Source organism: Bradyrhizobium viridifuturi, assembly GCF_001238275.1.
In the GTDB taxonomy this organism is placed as follows: domain Bacteria; phylum Pseudomonadota; class Alphaproteobacteria; order Rhizobiales; family Xanthobacteraceae; genus Bradyrhizobium; species Bradyrhizobium viridifuturi.
The window spans coordinates 62924-82500 of record NZ_LGTB01000028.1 but is presented as its reverse complement, the minus strand read 5'-3'; the positions used below and the strand labels follow the sequence as shown (position 1 = coordinate 82500).

Here is a 19577-nt window from a genome sequence, read left to right as displayed (position 1 = left end):
AAGACGGCGAAATCCCGCCAATGGAGCTCAACAATCCTGAAACTGTTGGCCCCTGAATGTTTCTAAAACGATCCGATAGTGAGCGTGAGCTCGCTGAAGGATCATCCTTAGAAAGGAGGTGATCCAGCCGCAGGTTCCCCTACGGCTACCTTGTTACGACTTCACCCCAGTCGCTGACCCTACCGTGGCCGGCTGCCCCCTTTCGGTTAGCGCACCGTCTTCAGGTAAAACCAACTCCCATGGTGTGACGGGCGGTGTGTACAAGGCCCGGGAACGTATTCACCGTGGCGTGCTGATCCACGATTACTAGCGATTCCAACTTCATGGGCTCGAGTTGCAGAGCCCAATCCGAACTGAGACGGCTTTTTGAGATTTGCGAAGGGTCGCCCCTTAGCATCCCATTGTCACCGCCATTGTAGCACGTGTGTAGCCCAGCCCGTAAGGGCCATGAGGACTTGACGTCATCCCCACCTTCCTCGCGGCTTATCACCGGCAGTCTCCTTAGAGTGCTCAACTAAATGGTAGCAACTAAGGACGGGGGTTGCGCTCGTTGCGGGACTTAACCCAACATCTCACGACACGAGCTGACGACAGCCATGCAGCACCTGTCTCCGGTCCAGCCGAACTGAAGAACTCCGTCTCTGGAGTCCGCGACCGGGATGTCAAGGGCTGGTAAGGTTCTGCGCGTTGCGTCGAATTAAACCACATGCTCCACCGCTTGTGCGGGCCCCCGTCAATTCCTTTGAGTTTTAATCTTGCGACCGTACTCCCCAGGCGGAATGCTTAAAGCGTTAGCTGCGCCACTAGTGAGTAAACCCACTAACGGCTGGCATTCATCGTTTACGGCGTGGACTACCAGGGTATCTAATCCTGTTTGCTCCCCACGCTTTCGTGCCTCAGCGTCAGTATCGGGCCAGTGAGCCGCCTTCGCCACTGGTGTTCTTGCGAATATCTACGAATTTCACCTCTACACTCGCAGTTCCACTCACCTCTCCCGAACTCAAGATCTTCAGTATCAAAGGCAGTTCTGGAGTTGAGCTCCAGGATTTCACCCCTGACTTAAAGACCCGCCTACGCACCCTTTACGCCCAGTGATTCCGAGCAACGCTAGCCCCCTTCGTATTACCGCGGCTGCTGGCACGAAGTTAGCCGGGGCTTATTCTTGCGGTACCGTCATTATCTTCCCGCACAAAAGAGCTTTACAACCCTAGGGCCTTCATCACTCACGCGGCATGGCTGGATCAGGCTTGCGCCCATTGTCCAATATTCCCCACTGCTGCCTCCCGTAGGAGTTTGGGCCGTGTCTCAGTCCCAATGTGGCTGATCATCCTCTCAGACCAGCTACTGATCGTCGCCTTGGTGAGCCATTACCTCACCAACTAGCTAATCAGACGCGGGCCGATCTTTCGGCGATAAATCTTTCCCCGTAAGGGCTTATCCGGTATTAGCACAAGTTTCCCTGTGTTGTTCCGAACCAAAAGGTACGTTCCCACGCGTTACTCACCCGTCTGCCGCTGACATATTGCTATGCCCGCTCGACTTGCATGTGTTAAGCCTGCCGCCAGCGTTCGCTCTGAGCCAGGATCAAACTCTCAAGTTGGACTTGAAACCTTGAACCGGCTGATCACAACGTTTGACGAGGTCCCACCATTCTTCGTCGACCGAAGTCAACGAGCCGCCTGCGATTCACATCGTTGGCAGCGATGGTGTAACCTTTAAAACGTGTACCGCCGAAGTCTTTCGTCCACTCTCAGAAGTCAAAAGCCGAAGCTTTCAAGTCCTCCGAGAGACGCAAGGACTCCGCCGTCCACGTTTCTCTTTCTTCATCTTCACTTGTCAAACAGCCCGGGATCAGACGACCCCACACCCTTACAGGGTGGTTCTACCCTTCACCGGCAGACAGTGAACCTCAACCGATTTATGTCGGCTGTTGTGTCACTCATCTAAGTGAGGAGCATCAGAGGCGCGTTCGCTCGCCTTGGTCAGTGACCCGGCGGCGCCGCGCTCAGTGGTTGGTTTATAGTCCCCACCCCTCCGGATTGTCAACGGCCATTGTCAACAAATCGTCGCACGCCCAAATCCGTTGTGCAGTGCGAAGAAATCCTCGTGCTTTCCGTGACTTAGTCCGGAGGTAAAAATCCGCCACCCGACGCACGTGGTAAAAAACTTGAAAAAAAGTTTGCCGCCGGAGCGCCCGTCAGCCCCCTCGGAACGGGTTCCAGGCCGCTCCAGCCGGGGCGGCGGCACCCGCCCTGCTTCAGGAAACTTTTCCACCCTAAATGCCGCACTTGAGCCACAATCCTGCGACGTTCTGGCTATAAGAGATGCACTGAACCGCTCGTAACCTGTGGGGGCACGGGTGGTTTTTCTGAGGGACCAGGCGATTTTCTCCGAGAACCCGTCGCCTCTTCCCTTCGCGGCCGAGCAACATCGAGAGATCTGCACACCATTGACGTTCGAGAGTACGGCTAGCTAGTGGCCATCGTCTTCTCGATTTCGATGCGTGTGGCTCGCCACACTGCCGGGATTCCTCTCTGAGGGGATCAAGGTGGGACAAGGACGAGCAGAGGTCGATCGCAATTGCTGGAATTTGGGGGGATGCAGGGTTGAGCCAACGGGCGTCACGCGGAAGCGGCATTGGGCGCGAGACCGGGATGATCGATCTCGGTCACGAACCGCCGCTTTCAGTCGACGGCACCGAGGCCGCGGTGATCGATCGCCGCCGTGTCTCCGTCCAATGGTTCAGCGGCACCATCCTCACTGGTCTCTGTGGCGCAGCTCTGATCGGCGGCGCCGTTTTTGCCTCGCTCGACGGCGAGATGACCTTCGCCAAGGTGCCTGAGCGCGTCGAAGGCGCGCTGCGCGGCGCCTTCACCGGCAACGATCGCGTCGTCAGCCTGCACAAGGGCGACCGCCTCCCCCCGCCGAGCGAATCTTCCGCCTCCCGCAGCCTGGTTCGCGTGTCGACCGTGACCCGCGTCGGCAATCGCGACGTGATGCGGGTGCGGCCCTTCATCCGGATTTCCGGCAATCTCTCGATGACTACGAGCGATCTGTCGTCAAAGATACCTGCCTTCAATGCACAGCGCTTGTTGACCGATGTCGGCTCCGACACGCCGGCGGCAGCCGAGGATCCGAATGCGGCCGATGCCGCCGAGCCGGATGCGGAGGTCTCTTTCGTCACCAAGGATCTCGGATCCGTGCTGCCGAAGGCGAAGCTCGCCGCCGGCGTCGGGCTCGACGACATCCTGATGCGGGTGCGCGACGCCGCCAACTGGCGTGGCTCCGGCAATTCGGTGCGCTACGCCTCGCTCGCCAATGCGGCGGCCGATGCCACCGGCGCCGGTCCCGATATGCGGATGGCCTACGCGACCGAGGGCAATGTCTCCGATCCCTATGCGGGCTTCGAGACCCGCGTCGTGCCGGAGAACGTCACCCTGTTGCCGAAGACCAAAGAGCAGGTCACCGGCGGCAATCCGGTCGGTGAACGCGTTCACCTCGTCAAGAAGGGCGACAGCATCACCTCGATCCTGCGCGACCAGGGCGCAACGCCCGACGAGGCGAAGGCGATTGCTGCAACGCTCGGCCCGCGCGGCCGCGACGGCGGCCTGAAGGAAGGCCAGAAGGTGCGGATCCTGATGGCGCCGGCAGCACCCGGCGCCCGACTGCAACCCTATCGCGTCATCGTCGCCAATGATTCCGTGGTTGAGGCCGTCGCCGCGCTGTCCGATCTCGGCAAATACGTTGCCGTCGACGTGCAGAGCATGAACACCACGACCGATACCGCCGACAATTCCAGCGACGACGAGGATGATGGCAGCGGCGTGCGACTCTATCAGAGCATTTACGAGACCGCGCTGCGCAACAAGGTGCCGCCGACCGTCATCGAGGACATGGTCAAGATCTACTCCTATGACGTCGATTTCCAGCGCAAGGTCCAGCCCGGCGACTCGTTCGACGTGTTCTTTGCCGGCGAGGACGAAGGCGTCACCAGCACCGAAAAGACCGAAGTGCTCTACGCCGCGCTGACCGTGGGCGGCGAAACCAAGAAGTACTACCGCTTCCAGAGCTCGGATGACGGCCTCGTCGACTACTATGACGAGACCGGCAAGAGCGCGAAGAAGTTCCTGGTTCGCAAGCCGGTCAACAACGCGATCATGCGTTCGGGCTTCGGCGGCCGTCGCCATCCGATCCTCGGCTATGTGAAGATGCACACCGGCGTCGACTGGGCCACCGCCTACGGCACGCCAATCTTCGCTTCCGGCAACGGCGTGCTCGAGAAGGTCGGATACGAGGGCGGCTACGGCAAATATATCCGCATGAAGCACGCCAATGGCTACGAGACGGCCTACGGCCACATGTCGGCCTTCGCCAAGGGCATGGAGATCGGCAAGAAGGTGCGACAGGGCCAGGTGATCGGCTTCGTCGGCTCGACCGGCCAGTCGACCGGCCCGCACGTCCACTACGAAATCCTGGTCAACGGCCGATTCGTCGATCCGATGCGCGTGAAACTGCCGCGCGGCCGCTCGCTGGAAGGCCCGATGCTGGCGAACTTCGAGAAGGAGCGCGACCGGATCGAAGCCCAGATGTCGAGCCGCGGCAGCTCGCGCATCGTCTCGGACGCCACGAGTTCGACCTCGCAGACGCGCTCCATCACCACCAACCGCTGATAGCCGACCTCCCCGAGCGTTCCAAACGGAACGATTCGCGTCCGATTCGGCTTGTCCCGGCCAGGCAACCCCTTGCAGAGGAGGCGCGCATGGCCAGCCTCACCCGTGACGACGTGTTGAAGGCCGTCAGCAACGCCGACGACGTCACGATCGCGAGAATCATCGCATCCGGGGCAACCGTCGCCGAACTTGCCGAAGCGCAGGCCTGGCTCGCCAATGACGAGCCGCTGATCAATGCCGGCAGGCCGCTGGCAACGGGCCGCGCCCGCGAGCTGGTCGACATCCTCACGGAGCTCGAGCCCGACGACGATGCGGGCGCGCCCAGTCCGCCGATCGTTCCGCAGGAGTAGTGCATAGGACAAAGCCCTCCCCGCGGCGTGCGGAGAGGGCCCTTATTGTCGCGATAGTCGCGCTCAGTTCAGCTTGCGCTTCGAGACCGGGGCATCGAACTGCACGATCTCGGCTGTTTTCGGCACCTGACCGTTGAAGGTCAGCACATTGCCCTTCTCCGAAATCAGCACGCGATCGCCGTCCTTGACCTCGCCGGCGAGGATCATTTCGGCCAGCGGATCTTGCACGCTGCGCTGGATCACCCGCTTCAAGGGGCGAGCGCCGTACGCCGGGTCCCAGCCCTTCTCCGCGAGCCAGTCCCGCGCCTTCGGATCGAGCGTCAGCTCGATCTTGCGATCCTCGAGCAGCTTGGTCAGCCGCGCGAACTGGATCTCGACGATGCGGCCCATCTCGCTCTTCTGGAGTCGGTGGAACAGGATGATCTCGTCGATGCGGTTCAGGAATTCCGGCCTGAAATGCGCCCGCACCACGCCCATCACCTGATCACGGACCGCCCCGGTGTCCTCGCCTTCCGGCTGATTCACCAAAAACTCCGAACCGAGGTTCGAGGTCATGATGATCAGCGTGTTGCGGAAATCGACGGTGCGGCCCTGACCATCGGTCAGGCGGCCGTCGTCGAGCACCTGCAACAGCACGTTGAAGACGTCGGGATGCGCCTTCTCGATCTCGTCGAACAGCACGACCTGGTAGGGCCGGCGCCGCACGGCTTCGGTCAGTGCACCACCCTCGTCGTAGCCGACATAGCCGGGAGGCGCGCCGATCAGCCGCGAGACCGAGTGCTTCTCCATGAACTCGGACATGTCGAGGCGGACCATCGCGGTCTCGTCGTTGAACAGGTCAGCGGCGAGCGCCTTGGTCAGCTCGGTCTTGCCGACGCCGGTGGGGCCTAAGAACATGAACGAGCCGGTCGGCCGGTTCGGGTCCTGCAGGCCGGCGCGGGCACGGCGCACGGCGGTTGCCACCGCACGCACGGCTTCGGCCTGGCCGACGACGCGCTTGGCGAGACTGTCCTCCATCTTCAGGAGCTTGTCCTTTTCGCCTTCGAGCATCTTGTCGACCGGCACGCCGGTCCAGCGCGAGACGACCTGCGCGATGTGGTTGGCGGTGACCGCCTCCTCCATCATCTCGCCGCCGTTCGGCTTGCCGCTTTCGCTTGCCTCGATGTCGGCGAGCTTCCTCTCCAGCTCGGGGATCCGGCCATAGGCCAGTTCGCCCGCCTTCTGGAATTCGCCGCGACGCTGCGCATTGGCCAGCTCGACACGGAGCGCATCGAGCTCGCTCTTCAGCTTCTGGGCGTTGGAGAGCTTGTTCTTCTCCGCGCTCCAGCGCGCCGTCAGCGCCGCCGATCTTTCCTCGAGCCCGGCGAGCTCCTTCTCCAGCGTCTGCAGACGGCTCTTGGAGCCGACATCGCTCTCCTTCTTCAGCGCCTCCTGCTCGATCTTCAGCCGGATGATGTCGCGATCCAGCGAATCGAGCTCCTCGGGCTTGGAATCGACCTGCATCTTCAGCCGCGCTGCCGCCTCGTCCATCAGGTCGATGGCCTTGTCGGGCAGGAAGCGGTCGGTGATGTAGCGATTCGACAGCGTGGTCGCGGCCACCAACGCGGAGTCGGTGATGCGCACGCCGTGATGCTGCTCGTATTTGTCCTTCAGACCACGCAGGATCGAGATGGTGTCCTCGACTGTCGGCTCGCTGACATAGATCGGCTGGAACCGGCGGGCCAGCGCCGCGTCCTTCTCGACATGCTTGCGGTACTCGTCGAGCGTGGTCGCACCGATACAGTGCAGCTCACCGCGCGCGAGCGCAGGCTTCAACAGGTTGGACGCGTCCATCGCGCCGTCGGCCTTGCCGGCGCCGATCAGGGTGTGCATCTCGTCAATGAACAGGATGATGCCGCCTTCGGCGGTCGAGACCTCCTGCAGGACGGACTTCAGCCGCTCCTCGAACTCGCCGCGATATTTCGCGCCGGCGATCAGGGCGCCCATGTCGAGCGACAGCAGCTTCTTGTCCTTGAGGCTCTCCGGCACGTCGCCGTTGAGGATGCGCAGCGCCAAGCCCTCGACGATCGCGGTCTTGCCGACGCCGGGCTCACCGATCAGGACAGGATTGTTCTTGGTCCGCCGCGACAGCACCTGGATGGTCCGGCGGATCTCCTCGTCACGGCCGATCACCGGGTCGAGCTTGCCGTCGCGCGCAGCCTGGGTCAGGTCGCGGGCATATTTCTTCAGCGCGTCATAAGCGTTTTCAGCCGTCGCGCTATCGGCGGTGCGGCCCTTGCGCAGCGCTTCGATCGCCGCGTTCAGGTTCTGCGCCGTGACGCCGCCCTTGCTCAGGATGTTCGCTGCCTCGCTGCCCTTCTCGAGCGTAAGCCCGAGCAGCAGCCGCTCGACGGTGACGAAGCTGTCGCCGGCCTTGTCGGCGGCCTTTTCGGCAGCATCGAAGGCGCGCACCAGCTCCGGCGACAGGTACACCTGTCCGGCACCACCTCCCGAAACTTTCGGCAGCTTGTTCAGCGCCTCTTCGGTCGATTTCAGGATCGCTCTGGAATTACCGCCCGCACGGTCGATCAGACCTCCGGCGAGCCCCTCATTGTCGTCCAGCAGCACCTTGAGCAGATGCAGCGGTGAGAACTGCTGGTGACCGTCGCGCATTGCGAGCGATTGGGCAGACTGGATGAATCCGCGCGCGCGCTCGGTGTACTTCTCGATGTTCATTCGTTTTCCCTCGGCCTGCCATCGTCACCCATTCAGGCATGACAACGGCATCTTCATTGGGTTTCCGCGGGCCGCGTTGACGTTCCTCAACCAGCCTCTGGTCGTCGCCATCATTTTTCAGGCTTGCCGCAGATGTGGGCACTTGGTTCCAAAACGGAAGAGCCACAGCCTGCGATTTCGCCCGGTGGAGCTCAGCGCCGCACGATGGCGACAAGGTAGCGGCAGGGCTGAGCAGTTTCGTTACGGAAGACGATGTCCGACGGCGGCCCAAGCTCGACGCGGTCGCCCGCTGCGAGCTCATGGCGCTCCGCCCCCTCCATCAAGACGAGGCGGCCGCTGATCACCCAGACCACCTGACGGATCAGGTGATAGGCGCTGGCGGGGAAGCCGGCTTCCTGGTTGGCAGGTAGCTCGACCTCGACCAGCTCCAGCGGATTGGCCGGATGCAGGAATACCTGCCGCCGCAGATAGGCCGCCTTCGGATCGCGCCAGACCGGCTGATCCTTGGCCCGCTGCAAGCGGGAACTGCTCACGGCGACCTCGAACAGCGCGGCCATGGTCAGGCCATAAGCCGTGGCAATCCGCGACAGCGTCGCCGCCGTCGGGCTTGCCTCGGCCCGCTCGATCTTGCTCAGCATGGCCTTGGACACGCCTGCCCGCCCGGCGAGTTCCGCCAGCGACCAGCCGCGGCCCTCCCGTTCGGCGCGAACCCGCCGCCCGAGCACCTCATCGGCCTTGTCTTCTATAATTGACATGCCGTCTTATATAGTAGACGATAAGGGCTATACAAGAGGCTTGTCGAGGAAGACCGATGATTATCCGCCCCGCCACCGAGCAGGACATCCCCGCCATCACCGCGATCTTCAATGAGGCGGTCGTCAACTCGAATGCGATCTGGACGGAGGAGCAGGACACCGAGGCCGAGCGGCTGGCCTGGATGAAGGCCCGGCTGGCGCTGGGCTACCCGGTGCTGGTCGCGGCCGAGGGGCCTGTGGTGCTCGGCTACGGCACGTTCGGCGACTTCCGGGCGTTCCCCGGTTACCGCTACAGCGTCGAGCACAGCGTCTATATCCATGTCGATCATCGTGGCCGCGGCCTTGGCCGCGTCATCGTCGATGCGCTCATCACTGCTGCCACCGCCCTCGGCAAGCACGTCATGATCGCCGGCATCGACGGCGGCAATCCGGCCTCGCTCCGGCTGCACACCCAGGCCGGCTTCGTCGAGGTCGCTCGGATGCCGGAGGTCGGGCGCAAGTTCGGTCGCTGGCTCGAACTCGTCTTCATGCAGCGCGTGCTGGATGCACCGGGAGCGTCGCGCCCGGACTAGCAGCCTTCGCATTGGCGGCGGTTCTCCTCGCCCGCCAAACAGGCTAGAGCGGGCACATGGACAACGCACATGCCTCCTCCGCCCGGATCACCGGCATCTATCGCTATCCCGTCAAGGGCCTGACACCCGAGCCGCTGCCCCGCGCCGAGCTCAAGGTCGGCGAGACGCTGCGCTCCGATCGCCGCTACGCGATCGAGAACGGGCCGAGCGGTTTCGACCCTTCGGCGCCGAAATGGCTGGCGAAGCCGCATTTCCTGATGCTGCAGCGGGACGAATGGCTGGCGCCGCTGCGCGCCCATTTCGACGACGACAGCCACGTGCTGACGCTGCACCGGGATGGCGCGATGGTCGCGCAGGGCGATCTCGAGACCGAAGCCGGGCGCGCGGCGATCGAGCGCTACTTTGCCGATCGTCATGCGAGCCAGATCAAGGGACCGCCCAAGGTCCTCGTCAGCCCCGGGCACAGTTTTTCCGACGTGCCGCGCAAGGTGGTCTCGATCATCAACCTGGCGAGCCTGCGGGCGATCGAGGAGATGGTGCAGGCGCCGGTGCACCCGCTGCGCTTCCGCGCCAACCTCTATGTCGAGGGCTGGCCGGCCTGGCATGAAGCCAGCCTGCTCGACCAGACCATTGCGATCGGTAGTGCGCGGGCAAAAGTTGTGAAGCGGATCACACGTTGTGCCGCGGTCAATGTCGATCCCGACACCGGCGCGCGCGACCTCTCGGTCCCGAACACGCTGATGCAGCGCTTCGGCAACAATGAATGCGGCATCTATGCCGAGATCATCAGCGATGGCGGCGCGGCCGTCGGCGACACGATCGCGGCGGAGCCGCAGTAGGTCACGGCGAGTGCCGTATTTCTTGAACACGGCATCAACGTGCCTTGCATTGCAATGTTCGGTTGCGTGCAATACACTTCACTCGACGTTTTGAACTGCAGCAAATTTATCGAAATTGATTGCACGGGGTCGCCATGAGCATGATCATGGTTTCGTACCGGCGGGTCGATCAAGATACAGCGGGCCGCATCGCAGACCATCTGATCGAGAGGTACGGCGAGAAATCCGTATTCTTCGACGTCAACAGCATTCGCACCGGCGCCAACTTCGTCGACCGGATCGCCAAGGCCATCATCGCCTGCGACGTCGTGATCGCCGTGATCGGACCGCATTGGATCGGCAGGAGCGATGATGGGAAACCCACGCGTCTGGAGGATCCCAACGATTCCGTGCGTTTCGAGATCGAGACGGCGCTGAAGCACGACAAGACGCTGCTGCCGCTGCTGGTGAACGGCGCAACCATGCCGGAGCAAGCCGAGCTGCCGGAATCGCTTCGCTTCCTGCACTTCTGCAACGCGGCCCGGGTCGACTCGGGTCAGGACTTTCGCATGCACATGACCCGCCTGATCGACACGATCAACGAGGTCCTGAATGAAGCCGGGCGATCGCCGCTACGTGAAACGTCGCCGATCAAGCGCTACTGGAAGTACGGCGCAGGCGTAGCCGCCGCAGCATTGGCGCTCGCCGTCTGGACCGTCGGCCCCGCGTTCGAACATACCGTGGTGAAGTCAGGCGGATCGGATGATCAGACCACGGTCGGACGCACCACGCCGCCCGCCGTGCCGGCCTCCGTCACGCAGCGCGCCAAGGCGCATGACGGCTTTCTCTTTCCCGATTCCGATCGGCGATTCCTGAGTGAAGCCGATCTCAAGGACATGTCGGCGGTCGAGCTGCGCATCGCGCGAAACGAGATTTTCGCGCGGCATGGCCGGTTCTTCAAGGATCAGGTGCTCGCAAACTACTTCTCGCAGTTCGCCTGGTATCAACCCGCTGCGGTCGAAGTCCCCCTGAGCAACCTCGAGGTCACCAACGTCGGCACGATCGAGGCGAAGGAACACGAGAAGTGAGGTCGGCCGGCAGCCCCGGTTGAGCTCACCGCGTGTGACCACCTCTCCCGCATTCCTGGGGGAGAGGTGGACCGTCCCGCCTCAGTTCGCCGGCATCACATAGGCATAGATCCGGCCGCGCGAGACCGGCAGCTCGCGGACGCGATGGCTGCTGTTGCCCGAGATCATGATCGGATTGCCCTTGGCGTCGACGCCGGTGATGATGCCGACGTGACCGCCGCCGCGGCGGCCCATCACCGCGATGGCGCCGACCTGCGGCCCCGACACGCGCGTGCCGTATCTGGCGAACGAGCTCGCCATGTCGGAGCCGGTGCCGCGATGGCCGGTCTCCTGCAGCACCATGTTCATGAAGCGGGCGCACCACAGGCTGGAGCGGCCGGTCGGGTTGCCGCCGCCGAGATAGCGGCGCGCCGCGGCAACGATGCCGGGCGAACCGAAGCCGCCTGCCATACTGACGCCGCCGGTGTTGGGCACGGCCTCGGCACCGCCCGGCAGCACGGCCGCGTTGGCCTCAGTGAAACCTTCGCTCGCTTCCGCTTGTGCGCCGCGCTCGGCGCGCGACAGCCGCGCGATGTGCCGGCCGTGATGATGAGCGGAATGCCGCGCGTGATGACCGCCATGGGCCGAATGCGCGTGATGCGAATGACGCGGACGAGCGGATGCCGAAGAAACCGAAACGACGGCGAGAGTGAGCGAACACAGAGCCAGCGCCAAGACACGAAGCGACCGGCGATACGCAAGCAACTGAACCATACTTCACGAGATCCTCTGTAACGCCCCCCAACTCCCCGACGCGTTCCCTCAGGGAATGCGGCGGGCGTTTTGAAAGTCGGGATGTGGCGAGAGGAAGATTTGATGCGGCGCCCGGACAACGATTTCTGGGTCATTCCGCGTGGATTCGATGACGAGAAAGGAACCGGAACTGCCGCATTGCCGCCGCGGAAATTAACTGCAAGTCTGGGGCCGGCCAACGAGAGGAGAATTTCAATGCCCTACGCCGTCACGAAAGATCATGTCCGGCTGCATTTCGAAGAGGCCGGCAGCGGCACCCCGATCATCTTCCTGCACGAGTTCGCAGCCGACCACACCAACTGGGAACCACAGCTGCGCTACTTCGCGCGCGGCCACCGCTGCATCGCCTATTCGGCGCGCGGCTACACGCCATCGGACGTGCCAACGAATGCCGACGTCTACACCTACCAGCACTTCTACACCGACGCGCTCGCGGTGCTTGATCATCTCGGCATCGCCAAAGCGCACTTCGTCGGCCTCTCGATGGGCTCCTATTCGTCGCTGCAAATCGCGCTGAACGCGCCGGAGCGCGCGCTGTCGATGACGCTCGCCGCCGTCGGCTCCGGCTCCAGCCTGGAAAATCTCGATGCCTTTCGCGCGCAGTGCCGCGCCAATGCCGAGCAATACGAGGCGATCGGCTCGATCGAGGTGGCCAAGGTGACGCGCGAGGCGCCGAGCCGGATTCCGTTCCTGGTCAAGGACCCGCGCGGCCACGCCGACTTCTATGCCGCGCTCGCCCGCCACGACGCCAAGGGCTCGGCCAACACGATGCGCAGCTTTCAGGGCGGCAGGCCCTCGATCTACACCATGACCGACGCCATCAAGCGCGCGGCGACGCCGGCGCTGATCCTGTGCGGCGACGAGGACGACAATTGCATCGCGCCCAGCATGTTCCTGAAGCAGCATCTGCCGGCCGCCGGCCTCTCCTTCTTCCCGAAGTCGGGCCATGTGCTCAACCTCGAGGAGCCGGCGCTGTTCAACGAGATGGTGGAGCGCTTCATCACGCTGGTCGAGGCCGGCCGCTGGCCGGTGCGCGATCCGCGGTCGCTGGTGGCGGGATGACTATCCTGTTTCTTGGCTGGCCGGCGGACGCAGCCAGTGCCCGCACGATGCACGCGGACAGGGCGAGCAGTATGCGTCCGGAATTGGCGACGAAAGACTCCGTCAACGCCGGCGCAGCGCGGGGCGAACTATGAGAGCGGGCTACCGTCTACTGATCGGCATCGTTGCGGTTGGGCTTGCCATCGTCTCCACCAACGTCCGCGCTCAGGGCCTCGTCAAGGAAATGCAATGGCAAGTCGCCGGCGCTGCGGCGGACTCGTCCTATGTCCGGGATGGAAAGGCGCAACCTTCGATCCCGATCGGCTGGGCCGTGATGAGCCCCATGATCGTAGTCATCGACGGCGATCAGTATTCGCCGATTTTCGCTCCTTGCGACCCTGCCAATCCGGGCTTGTACTGTGTCGAAATTTTGAGAAACGGCACAACGTTCTCCGAATCGCTCGACATGGGGCATGCCTTCGCGCCGGCGGGTTTTCAGGCCGACCTCGCCTATCATCCTCCGCTGCTGTTCACCGACGGGACCAGGCTGCTGGTCGCTTATTGGGCCCGCGCGAAGGATCACCGCTCCATCATCCAGTTACTTTCGCTCGATCCGAAATCTCCGGGTCCCGCTCCATGGACCTTGCTTTCAACATTTGAGAACCGTGGTGATGAGCTTCTTAGCTACCTCGGAGGGGCGATGGGCCCTACCGGCGAAATCGTGATCGCCGGATATGGGACCGGTGGACCTGCGCGAAGCCACCGGCTCGAAATCATCAAGATACTTCCGCCATACACCGGGCCGTGGATGCCGAAGCAGCTCATCGCCGAATATCCCTCTCCCGCCTACGCACCGGAATATCCGCATGTCGCAATCCGCGACGATGGCAGCATCAGCATTTTGACCGTGCTCGCCAACTACACGCCGTGTCCAGAGAATCAGGTGACTTATTCCGTCTACAAGAACGTCATCGCCTTTGAAGGACGTTATGGTGGATCGTTCGCCGCACGATGGAGCGATGCTACGGCGGACACCGTCAGCGATCCTGCAAACCACGGCGACAGCTGCCTATTCGGGGCGGACCGCTATCCGCTGGCGCATTTCTGGGACAAGCAGTCGCAGGCGGTGTATTCGATCGTGCGCAGCGCTGACCTCGATGGGGTCGATGCCACCAACAAGGTGGAGTCAAACACTCGCTTTTCACGAACGTTCAAGCTCTATCGCGACGACAGCCTGATCGTACCCGACCTAGCGGCGTACTTCCCACAATATTTTACGGACCCGCAGCATCCTTGCTACCGGCCGCAAAGCGCGTGCCACATCCATGCCATGACGATGACCCGTCTCGACAATGGAGAATTCGTCATCTTCGCCAACGCCCGCGACGATGACCCCGCGACGAGTTATTCCAAGATCGGCGTCATCTGGTCAAAAGACCTCCAGACCTTCTCCGAGCCGGTCTACCTGCAGACGCCCTTCGGGCCTGGATATGGCATTTCGGTCGCACAACCCGACAAGAACGGCATGCATTCGGTGCCGAAGCTCCAGTTCTTCAACGCCGGCAACACCTACAATCCGGCACAACTCAACTACAATCAGCGCCTGACGTCCTGGCGCTATTCCCTCGAATAGTGCCGGCACTTTACCCAGGACGCACCGCGATCGACGGGGGTCCGCACCTGCGCCGCGACGTCATTGCGCCTGAGGAAACATCGCGCGTATGTCGCTTTCCATCTCCGCTTCGAAACTGCACTTCCCGCAATATTGCGCCTGCTTGTAGAATTCGTAGTTCTTTCCGCGCCTCACGGCCTGTTTCGTCACGGTGAGCGACAGCGGCAGGGATGTCATGTCTCCAGCCGGATCCGGAAACTTCACGTCGAGTGCGATCTGGCCTTGCCCGTCGGGCCGCAATTGCGGGAAGTCCTGTATGAACGCCATTTCGGTGATCCGGTTGCCGACCATATCGGCAACGATGCCCTCAAGCCGATAGCCGTAGCGCACATCATCAGGGTGAATTTCCAGTTTGCGAAGCATCGGATGTACTATCAGCTTGGGGCTGGTCTTCTTGACGAAGACAAAGTTGGGATGCTCCGGGCTGGAAACTCCGTCCGCGAACGTCCAGCGGCTTTTTGCAGCATGGTCTTCCGTGTTGACAATGTGCTGTCCCGCCAGGGGATAGAGTTCGTTCGAGGGATTTTGCGCAAGCTCCAATTCCTTCGGTGTCGGCACCAGACCGTCCGCATCGACGTATGCCATTGTCGCGTTGCTGCGCGGCATCGGCTTCGCATCGTTCGGCGCCAGCTGGCCGCCGAACGCGAGGCCAAATCGGGCCTTGATCTCCCCGCTGGTCAGTCCCTTGAGGTCCGCCGGTCCCTTATCGGCAAAGGGGACAAAGTTCTCGTTCTGGGATCCGAAGTACAACTGGAGCGTCTTGCCGCCGGCATTGGTCCAAAGAATCCGGTCATTTTCGAAGAGCATGGCGATGTCACCATTCGCCGGCACAGCCATATCCTTTAGATCGACATTCGTTGTCGCTCCCTCGGATGGAACGTGGATATTCTTGAGCGTGACCATGCGGAACGGGCGATTCGCCGATTCGATCAGGATGTTGGTACGATTACGCAGGAACGCGCCATCGACGGTGTTGATACCTCGCCTCGGCAACAGCAATCCGGTGGGAAACCGCTCGGCCGAGACGTTCTGGAGGGTGATGTTCTCGGTCTGGGAATTACCTCCGATCGCGAAATCGGTGTCCATGTGGCCTTCGCCGCCATAGGCGTAGACATTTCGTATGAGCGTGTCCCGGACGTAGGGGATGAAGAGCGCATGCCGGCTGACGTTCCAGACCGTGACATCCTCGATCACGCTCTGCGAAGGATGCGGCGCAAGTAGTTTGTGATTCCAGATCTCCACGCCATCGGTCGAACCGGCCGCGTAGTTGCGTGCGAAATACAGATCGACATCCGACGTCGCGATGCGGCCGTCCGCATCGGCATTGACGCGATTATCGGTATTGCGCGCGTCGAAATAGGTACGGCTGCTTCCTTCCGCGAAGGCATAGCCGAACACGACATACGCCCCCCCGGCGTGGCCAAAGGCCCAATTGTCCGTTACGCGAACGCCGGCGCTTTGCATCCAGAAGCCGTGCCCCTGATGGCCGTTGTCGAATATCCCCATTCGACTGACGAGATCTTCGCCGGATCCGGTCGACCGGACCGCGAGATTGTGTCGGAACGCTCCGATCTCCGTGCCGTTCTCGGCAAAGAAATGCGACCCGGCGATCGCGAACGTCACGTTGTTTTCCGCCAGCACATGGCCGCCATGGTTGACGATGCCGTGCTTCGGACTCCCCCTGACGACAGAGTTGCGCACGACATGAGGCGAAATATCGATGCGCGCACCTGAGACGATGTGAAAATGAAGCGCGTATCGGCCGACGGCATTATCGTCTGATCCCGCGATCAGATTTCCGCTCTCATCGAGATCGGGCACGGTCTGCGCCCGCTTCGCATCAGTTCGGCCAAGGTCGCGGAACTCGGCGCCGTCGATGTCCACACCGGTCTGCCGATGCAGGAACATGATATGGCCTCGCGCCGATAGCGGCGCCGCCACCTCGGAGGTAATGCGGACATTTCTCGTGAGGTTGCCAACGGGAACGGACGTGCCGTCCGGCGTCAGATGCGAATATTTGAACGGCCGATTGAGCGTGACTTGCTCGCCGGCGATGCTGACGATGACCGGCGTTTCATCCTCGTTATTTGCGTCGCTGGTTCCCGGCACGATCAATTCATCGCCGACCGACCAGTTCGACGCTGGCTGATCGAACTTGAATACTGCCGTTCCCGATAGGAGCTGGGTCTGCGGTATTTTCCAGGCGGTCTTTTCGGCACCATGAATCCGGATGGCGCCCATCGAAATCAACCCGCCCGCCATGTCGAACGGATCGCGCTTTCGGTCCCGGAAGGTTCGCGCGGCAAAGGTGAGCTTTGCGACAACGGATTTTGAGACGCGTTGCTGTTCGGTCCCCATTTCGAGCGCCCCTTCGGGGGTGACGACGATGGTTCCGACATTCACGGAGGTTGCCTGATCGGTGCTCCAGACCAGCGCTCCATGACACGAATCCAGTCGATCTTGGCCGGGATTTCCCGATCGACCTTGACGGTCAGTCCGGATGGAATGCGGACCCTTGCGTTGGCAGCGGGCGGCTTGCCCTCGGCCCAGGTGGCGGGGGCGCTCCAGTCGCCCGATCTCACGGCGAGATGGGTCTCCGAACACAAGGCCACCAGGTCAAGCGCCGCCGAATGCTCGCGATGGCGCGCAAGATCGGGCATGTGACCCGCGGCATGCTCAGACGCCTGCGTGTCGCAGGCGCCATGCGATTGCACCATGTGATGCGGCTGGCGTCCATCCGGGGTGGTAAAATCGACAGCCCAAAAGACTGCGGCCAGTACCGCAATGAGCACCAGCGCAATCGATAAACCAGTTCGCATTGCATTCCCCGGCAACCAAGCATTCCACGTCAGCCTGCAACGAACACCATTAGCCCGCTATTGATGTCCATTGCCGCTGAGCAGCTCGCTCCATTTTCGCACGACACACTTGATCGGTAAAGCCAGAGGTAGAAGTGCCGGCGCTGTTCAACGAGATGGTGGATCGCTTCATCACGCTGGTCGAGGCCGGCCGCTGGCCGGTGCGCGATCCGCGGTCGCTGGTAGTCTAGGCCGTCATTCCGGGGCGATGCGCAGCATCGAGCCCGGAATCCATTTATCCATGGAGATTGCGGCCCAATGGATTCCGGGCCCTCGCGGAACCTGGCCACGCTTTGCGCGGACCCGTTGGCGAGCTCCGGAAAGACGAGGGTCGATTTCTACGCGCCTCTACTTCCCGCTGCCGCGGCTGAGCAGGAACACGCCTTGCTCGCCGAACATGTTCCACACCCACCAGGGCAGGTTGAGCGGCACCGGGCGGCCATAGAGATCGAGCGCCACCGCGCGCTCCATCTTGACGTTGATCTGCTCGCAGAGCTCGACGAAGTCCTTGATGGTGCAGAAATGGATGTTGGAGGTGTCGTACCAACTCGCCGGCAGATTCTCGGTCCGCGGCATGTGACCGCCGATCAAGAGCTGCAGCCGCATCTTCCAGAACCCGAAATTCGGGAACGAGACGATCGCGCGCTGGCCGATCCGGAGCAGGTTTTCCAGCACCACCTTCGGCTGCCGCGTGGCCTGCAGGGTCTGCGACAGGATCACGTAGTCGAACGCATCATCGGGATAGTTGACGAGGTCGGTGTCGGCATCACCCTGCACCACCGCGAGGCCCTTGGCGACGCAGCCATTGACGCCCTCGCGCGACAATTCGATGCCGCGGCCGTCGATGCCGCGGCTCTCCAGGAGCTGCAGCAGTTCGCCATCGCCGCAGCCGACGTCGAGCACGCGCGAGCCCGGCCGCACCATCTCGGCGACCAAGAGATGATCCCTGCGATAGCCGCCGCCGGTCCGCTCCGGCGCGACACCGGGCAACGGCAATGTCTGCTGCATGCTCATGACTGGGTACCGCCATCGTTCAATCCGCGCGCCTTGCCGGCGGCCAGCAGGAAGGCGCGGGAGATCTCCAGGAATTCGGGCACGTCGAGCAGGAAGGCGTCGTGCCCACGATCGGTCTCGATCTCGGCGAACGACACCCGCGCGCTCGATGCATTCAGCGCATGCACCAGCGCGCGCGATTCCGAGGTCGGGAACAGCCAGTCGCTGGTGAACGACACCACGCAGAACCGGGTCTTGATGCCGGTGAACGCCTTCGCCAGCACGCCGTTATGGTCCGCCGCGATGTCGAAATAGTCCATTGCGCGGGTCAGATAGAGATAGGAGTTGGCATCGAAGCGCTCGACAAAGGACGAGCCCTGGTAGCGCAGATAGCTCTCGACCTGGAAGTCCGCGTCGAACGAGAAGGTCGGCAGCTCGCGATCCTGCATCCGCCGGCCGAATTTCCGGTGCAGCGCCGCGTCCGAGAGATAGGTGATGTGCGCGGCCATCCGCGCCACCGCCAGACCGCGATGCGGGTGGGTGTCCTCGTCGACATAGCGGCCGCCGCGCCAGTCCGGATCGGCCATGACGGCCTGGCGGCCGAGTTCGTGGAACGCGATGTTCTGCGCCGAGTGGCGCGTCGAGCAGGCGATCGCGAGCGTGCGAACACGCGTTCCGGATAGGCCGCGGTCCATTGCAGCACCTGCATGCCGCCCATCGAGCCGCCGACCACGCAGAACAGCGTCGTGATGCCGAGCCGGTCGATCAGCATCGCCTGCGCGCGCACCATGTCGGGGATGGTGATGATCGGGAAATCGAGCCCCCACACCTTGCCGGTCGCGGGGTTCAGCGACGCAGGACCCGTCGAGCCCATGCAGCCGCCGATCACGTTGGAGCAGATGATGAAGTATTTCTCGGGATCGATCGGCCTGCCGACGCCGACCATGGTGTCCCACCAGCCGGGCTTGCCGGTGACGGGATGGGTGTTGTTGACGTGCTGATCGCCGGTCAGCGCATGGCAGATCAGGATCGCGTTGGACCTGTCCGCATTGAGCACGCCATAGGTCTGATAGGCGATCTGGAACGGCGCGAGATCGACGCCGCAATCGAGCTTCAGCGGCTGGTCCATGCCGAACTTCGCCACCAATGACGACGGATGATCGGCCTCATGGGCGCGATCATCGCTCTGGGTTTGCGGGCTCGGTATCGGACGCACGTTGCTCATCTAGGCGACCCTGCCTCCGCGGGGGAGG

Annotated in this window: 13 protein-coding genes, 1 rRNA gene and 2 pseudogenes; 8 read left to right on the top strand and 8 right to left on the bottom strand. The window is 62.5% G+C overall.

Translation table 11 applies throughout. The features are described 5' to 3' along the window. Positions 1-111: 111 nt before the first annotated feature. Positions 112-1600: ribosomal RNA gene (locus ALC15_RS24565) — 16S ribosomal RNA — on the bottom strand. A 1006-nt stretch (positions 1601-2606) separates the two neighbouring features. On the opposite strand from ALC15_RS24565, the gene ALC15_RS24560 reads away from it, so the two are divergent. Both ALC15_RS24560 and ALC15_RS24555 read left to right on the top strand, forming a co-directional pair. Further along, positions 2607-4670, top strand: coding sequence for a M23 family metallopeptidase (locus ALC15_RS24560; RefSeq protein WP_050629490.1), 2064 nt, complete (start codon positions 2607-2609; stop codon positions 4668-4670). Positions 4671-4759: 89 nt separating this feature from the next. Beyond that, positions 4760-5020, top strand: a complete 261-nt coding sequence (locus ALC15_RS24555; RefSeq protein WP_050629489.1) for a hypothetical protein — start codon at positions 4760-4762, stop codon at positions 5018-5020. A gap of 63 nt (positions 5021-5083) precedes the next feature. Here ALC15_RS24555 and clpB read toward each other — a convergent pair whose 3' ends face one another. Beyond that, positions 5084-7735, bottom strand: coding sequence for an ATP-dependent chaperone ClpB (gene clpB / locus ALC15_RS24550; protein WP_050629488.1), 2652 nt, complete (start codon positions 7733-7735; stop codon positions 5084-5086). A 191-nt stretch (positions 7736-7926) separates the two neighbouring features. Beyond that, positions 7927-8490, bottom strand: coding sequence for a helix-turn-helix domain-containing protein (locus ALC15_RS24545; protein WP_050629487.1), 564 nt, complete (start codon positions 8488-8490; stop codon positions 7927-7929). A 56-nt stretch (positions 8491-8546) separates the two neighbouring features. Here ALC15_RS24545 and ALC15_RS24540 point away from each other — a divergent pair, with 56 nt between their 5' ends. The 3 genes from ALC15_RS24540 (at position 8547) to ALC15_RS24530 (ending at position 10968) form a co-directional block, all read left to right on the top strand. Beyond that, the gene (locus ALC15_RS24540) at positions 8547-9062 is read left to right on the top strand and encodes a GNAT family N-acetyltransferase (RefSeq protein WP_050629486.1); all 516 of its coding nucleotides are present in this window, start codon (positions 8547-8549) and stop codon (positions 9060-9062) included. 56 nt (positions 9063-9118) lie between these two features. Continuing rightward, entirely contained in the window at positions 9119-9901 is a 783-nt protein-coding gene (locus tag ALC15_RS24535; RefSeq protein ID WP_050629485.1) for an MOSC domain-containing protein, read from the top strand. A 134-nt stretch (positions 9902-10035) separates the two neighbouring features. Further along, positions 10036-10968, top strand: a complete 933-nt coding sequence (locus ALC15_RS24530; protein ID WP_050629484.1) for a YARHG domain-containing protein — start codon at positions 10036-10038, stop codon at positions 10966-10968. Between the two features lie 81 nt (positions 10969-11049). On the opposite strand, the gene ALC15_RS24525 is transcribed toward ALC15_RS24530, so the two are convergent. After that, complete coding sequence (locus ALC15_RS24525) at positions 11050-11721, bottom strand: TIGR02594 family protein (protein ID WP_050629483.1); 672 nt, start codon at positions 11719-11721, stop codon at positions 11050-11052. Positions 11722-11955: 234 nt separating this feature from the next. Here ALC15_RS24525 and ALC15_RS24520 point away from each other — a divergent pair, with 234 nt between their 5' ends. Then, a complete protein-coding gene (locus ALC15_RS24520; protein ID WP_050629482.1) occupies positions 11956-12822 on the top strand; it encodes an alpha/beta fold hydrolase in 867 nt (288 codons plus the stop codon). 130 nt (positions 12823-12952) lie between these two features. Continuing rightward, positions 12953-14434 (top strand): hypothetical protein, encoded by a 1482-nt coding sequence (locus tag ALC15_RS24515; protein ID WP_050629481.1) that lies wholly within the window; start codon positions 12953-12955, stop codon positions 14432-14434. Positions 14435-14494: 60 nt separating this feature from the next. Here ALC15_RS24515 and ALC15_RS24510 read toward each other — a convergent pair whose 3' ends face one another. Both ALC15_RS24510 and ALC15_RS44260 read right to left on the bottom strand, forming a co-directional pair. Continuing rightward, a complete protein-coding gene (locus ALC15_RS24510; RefSeq protein WP_050629480.1) occupies positions 14495-16876 on the bottom strand; it encodes a hypothetical protein in 2382 nt (793 codons plus the stop codon). After that, entirely contained in the window at positions 16873-17307 is a 435-nt protein-coding gene (locus tag ALC15_RS44260) for a hypothetical protein (protein ID WP_157860938.1), read from the bottom strand. Before ALC15_RS44260 ends, ALC15_RS24510 begins: the two co-directional genes overlap by 4 nt. A 113-nt stretch (positions 17308-17420) precedes the next feature. On the opposite strand from ALC15_RS44260, the pseudogene ALC15_RS43495 reads away from it, so the two are divergent. Further along, positions 17421-17522 (top strand): annotated as a pseudogene (locus ALC15_RS43495) (alpha/beta fold hydrolase); the annotation flags it as partial. Between the two features lie 157 nt (positions 17523-17679). On the opposite strand, the gene metW reads toward ALC15_RS43495, so the two are convergent. Further along, positions 17680-18345, bottom strand: a complete 666-nt coding sequence (gene metW / locus ALC15_RS24500) for a methionine biosynthesis protein MetW (RefSeq protein ID WP_050629478.1) — start codon at positions 18343-18345, stop codon at positions 17680-17682. Next, positions 18342-19549, bottom strand: a pseudogene (gene metX, locus ALC15_RS24495) (homoserine O-acetyltransferase MetX). Before metX ends, metW begins: the two are co-directional and overlap by 4 nt. Between the last annotated feature and the right edge of the window lie 28 nt (positions 19550-19577).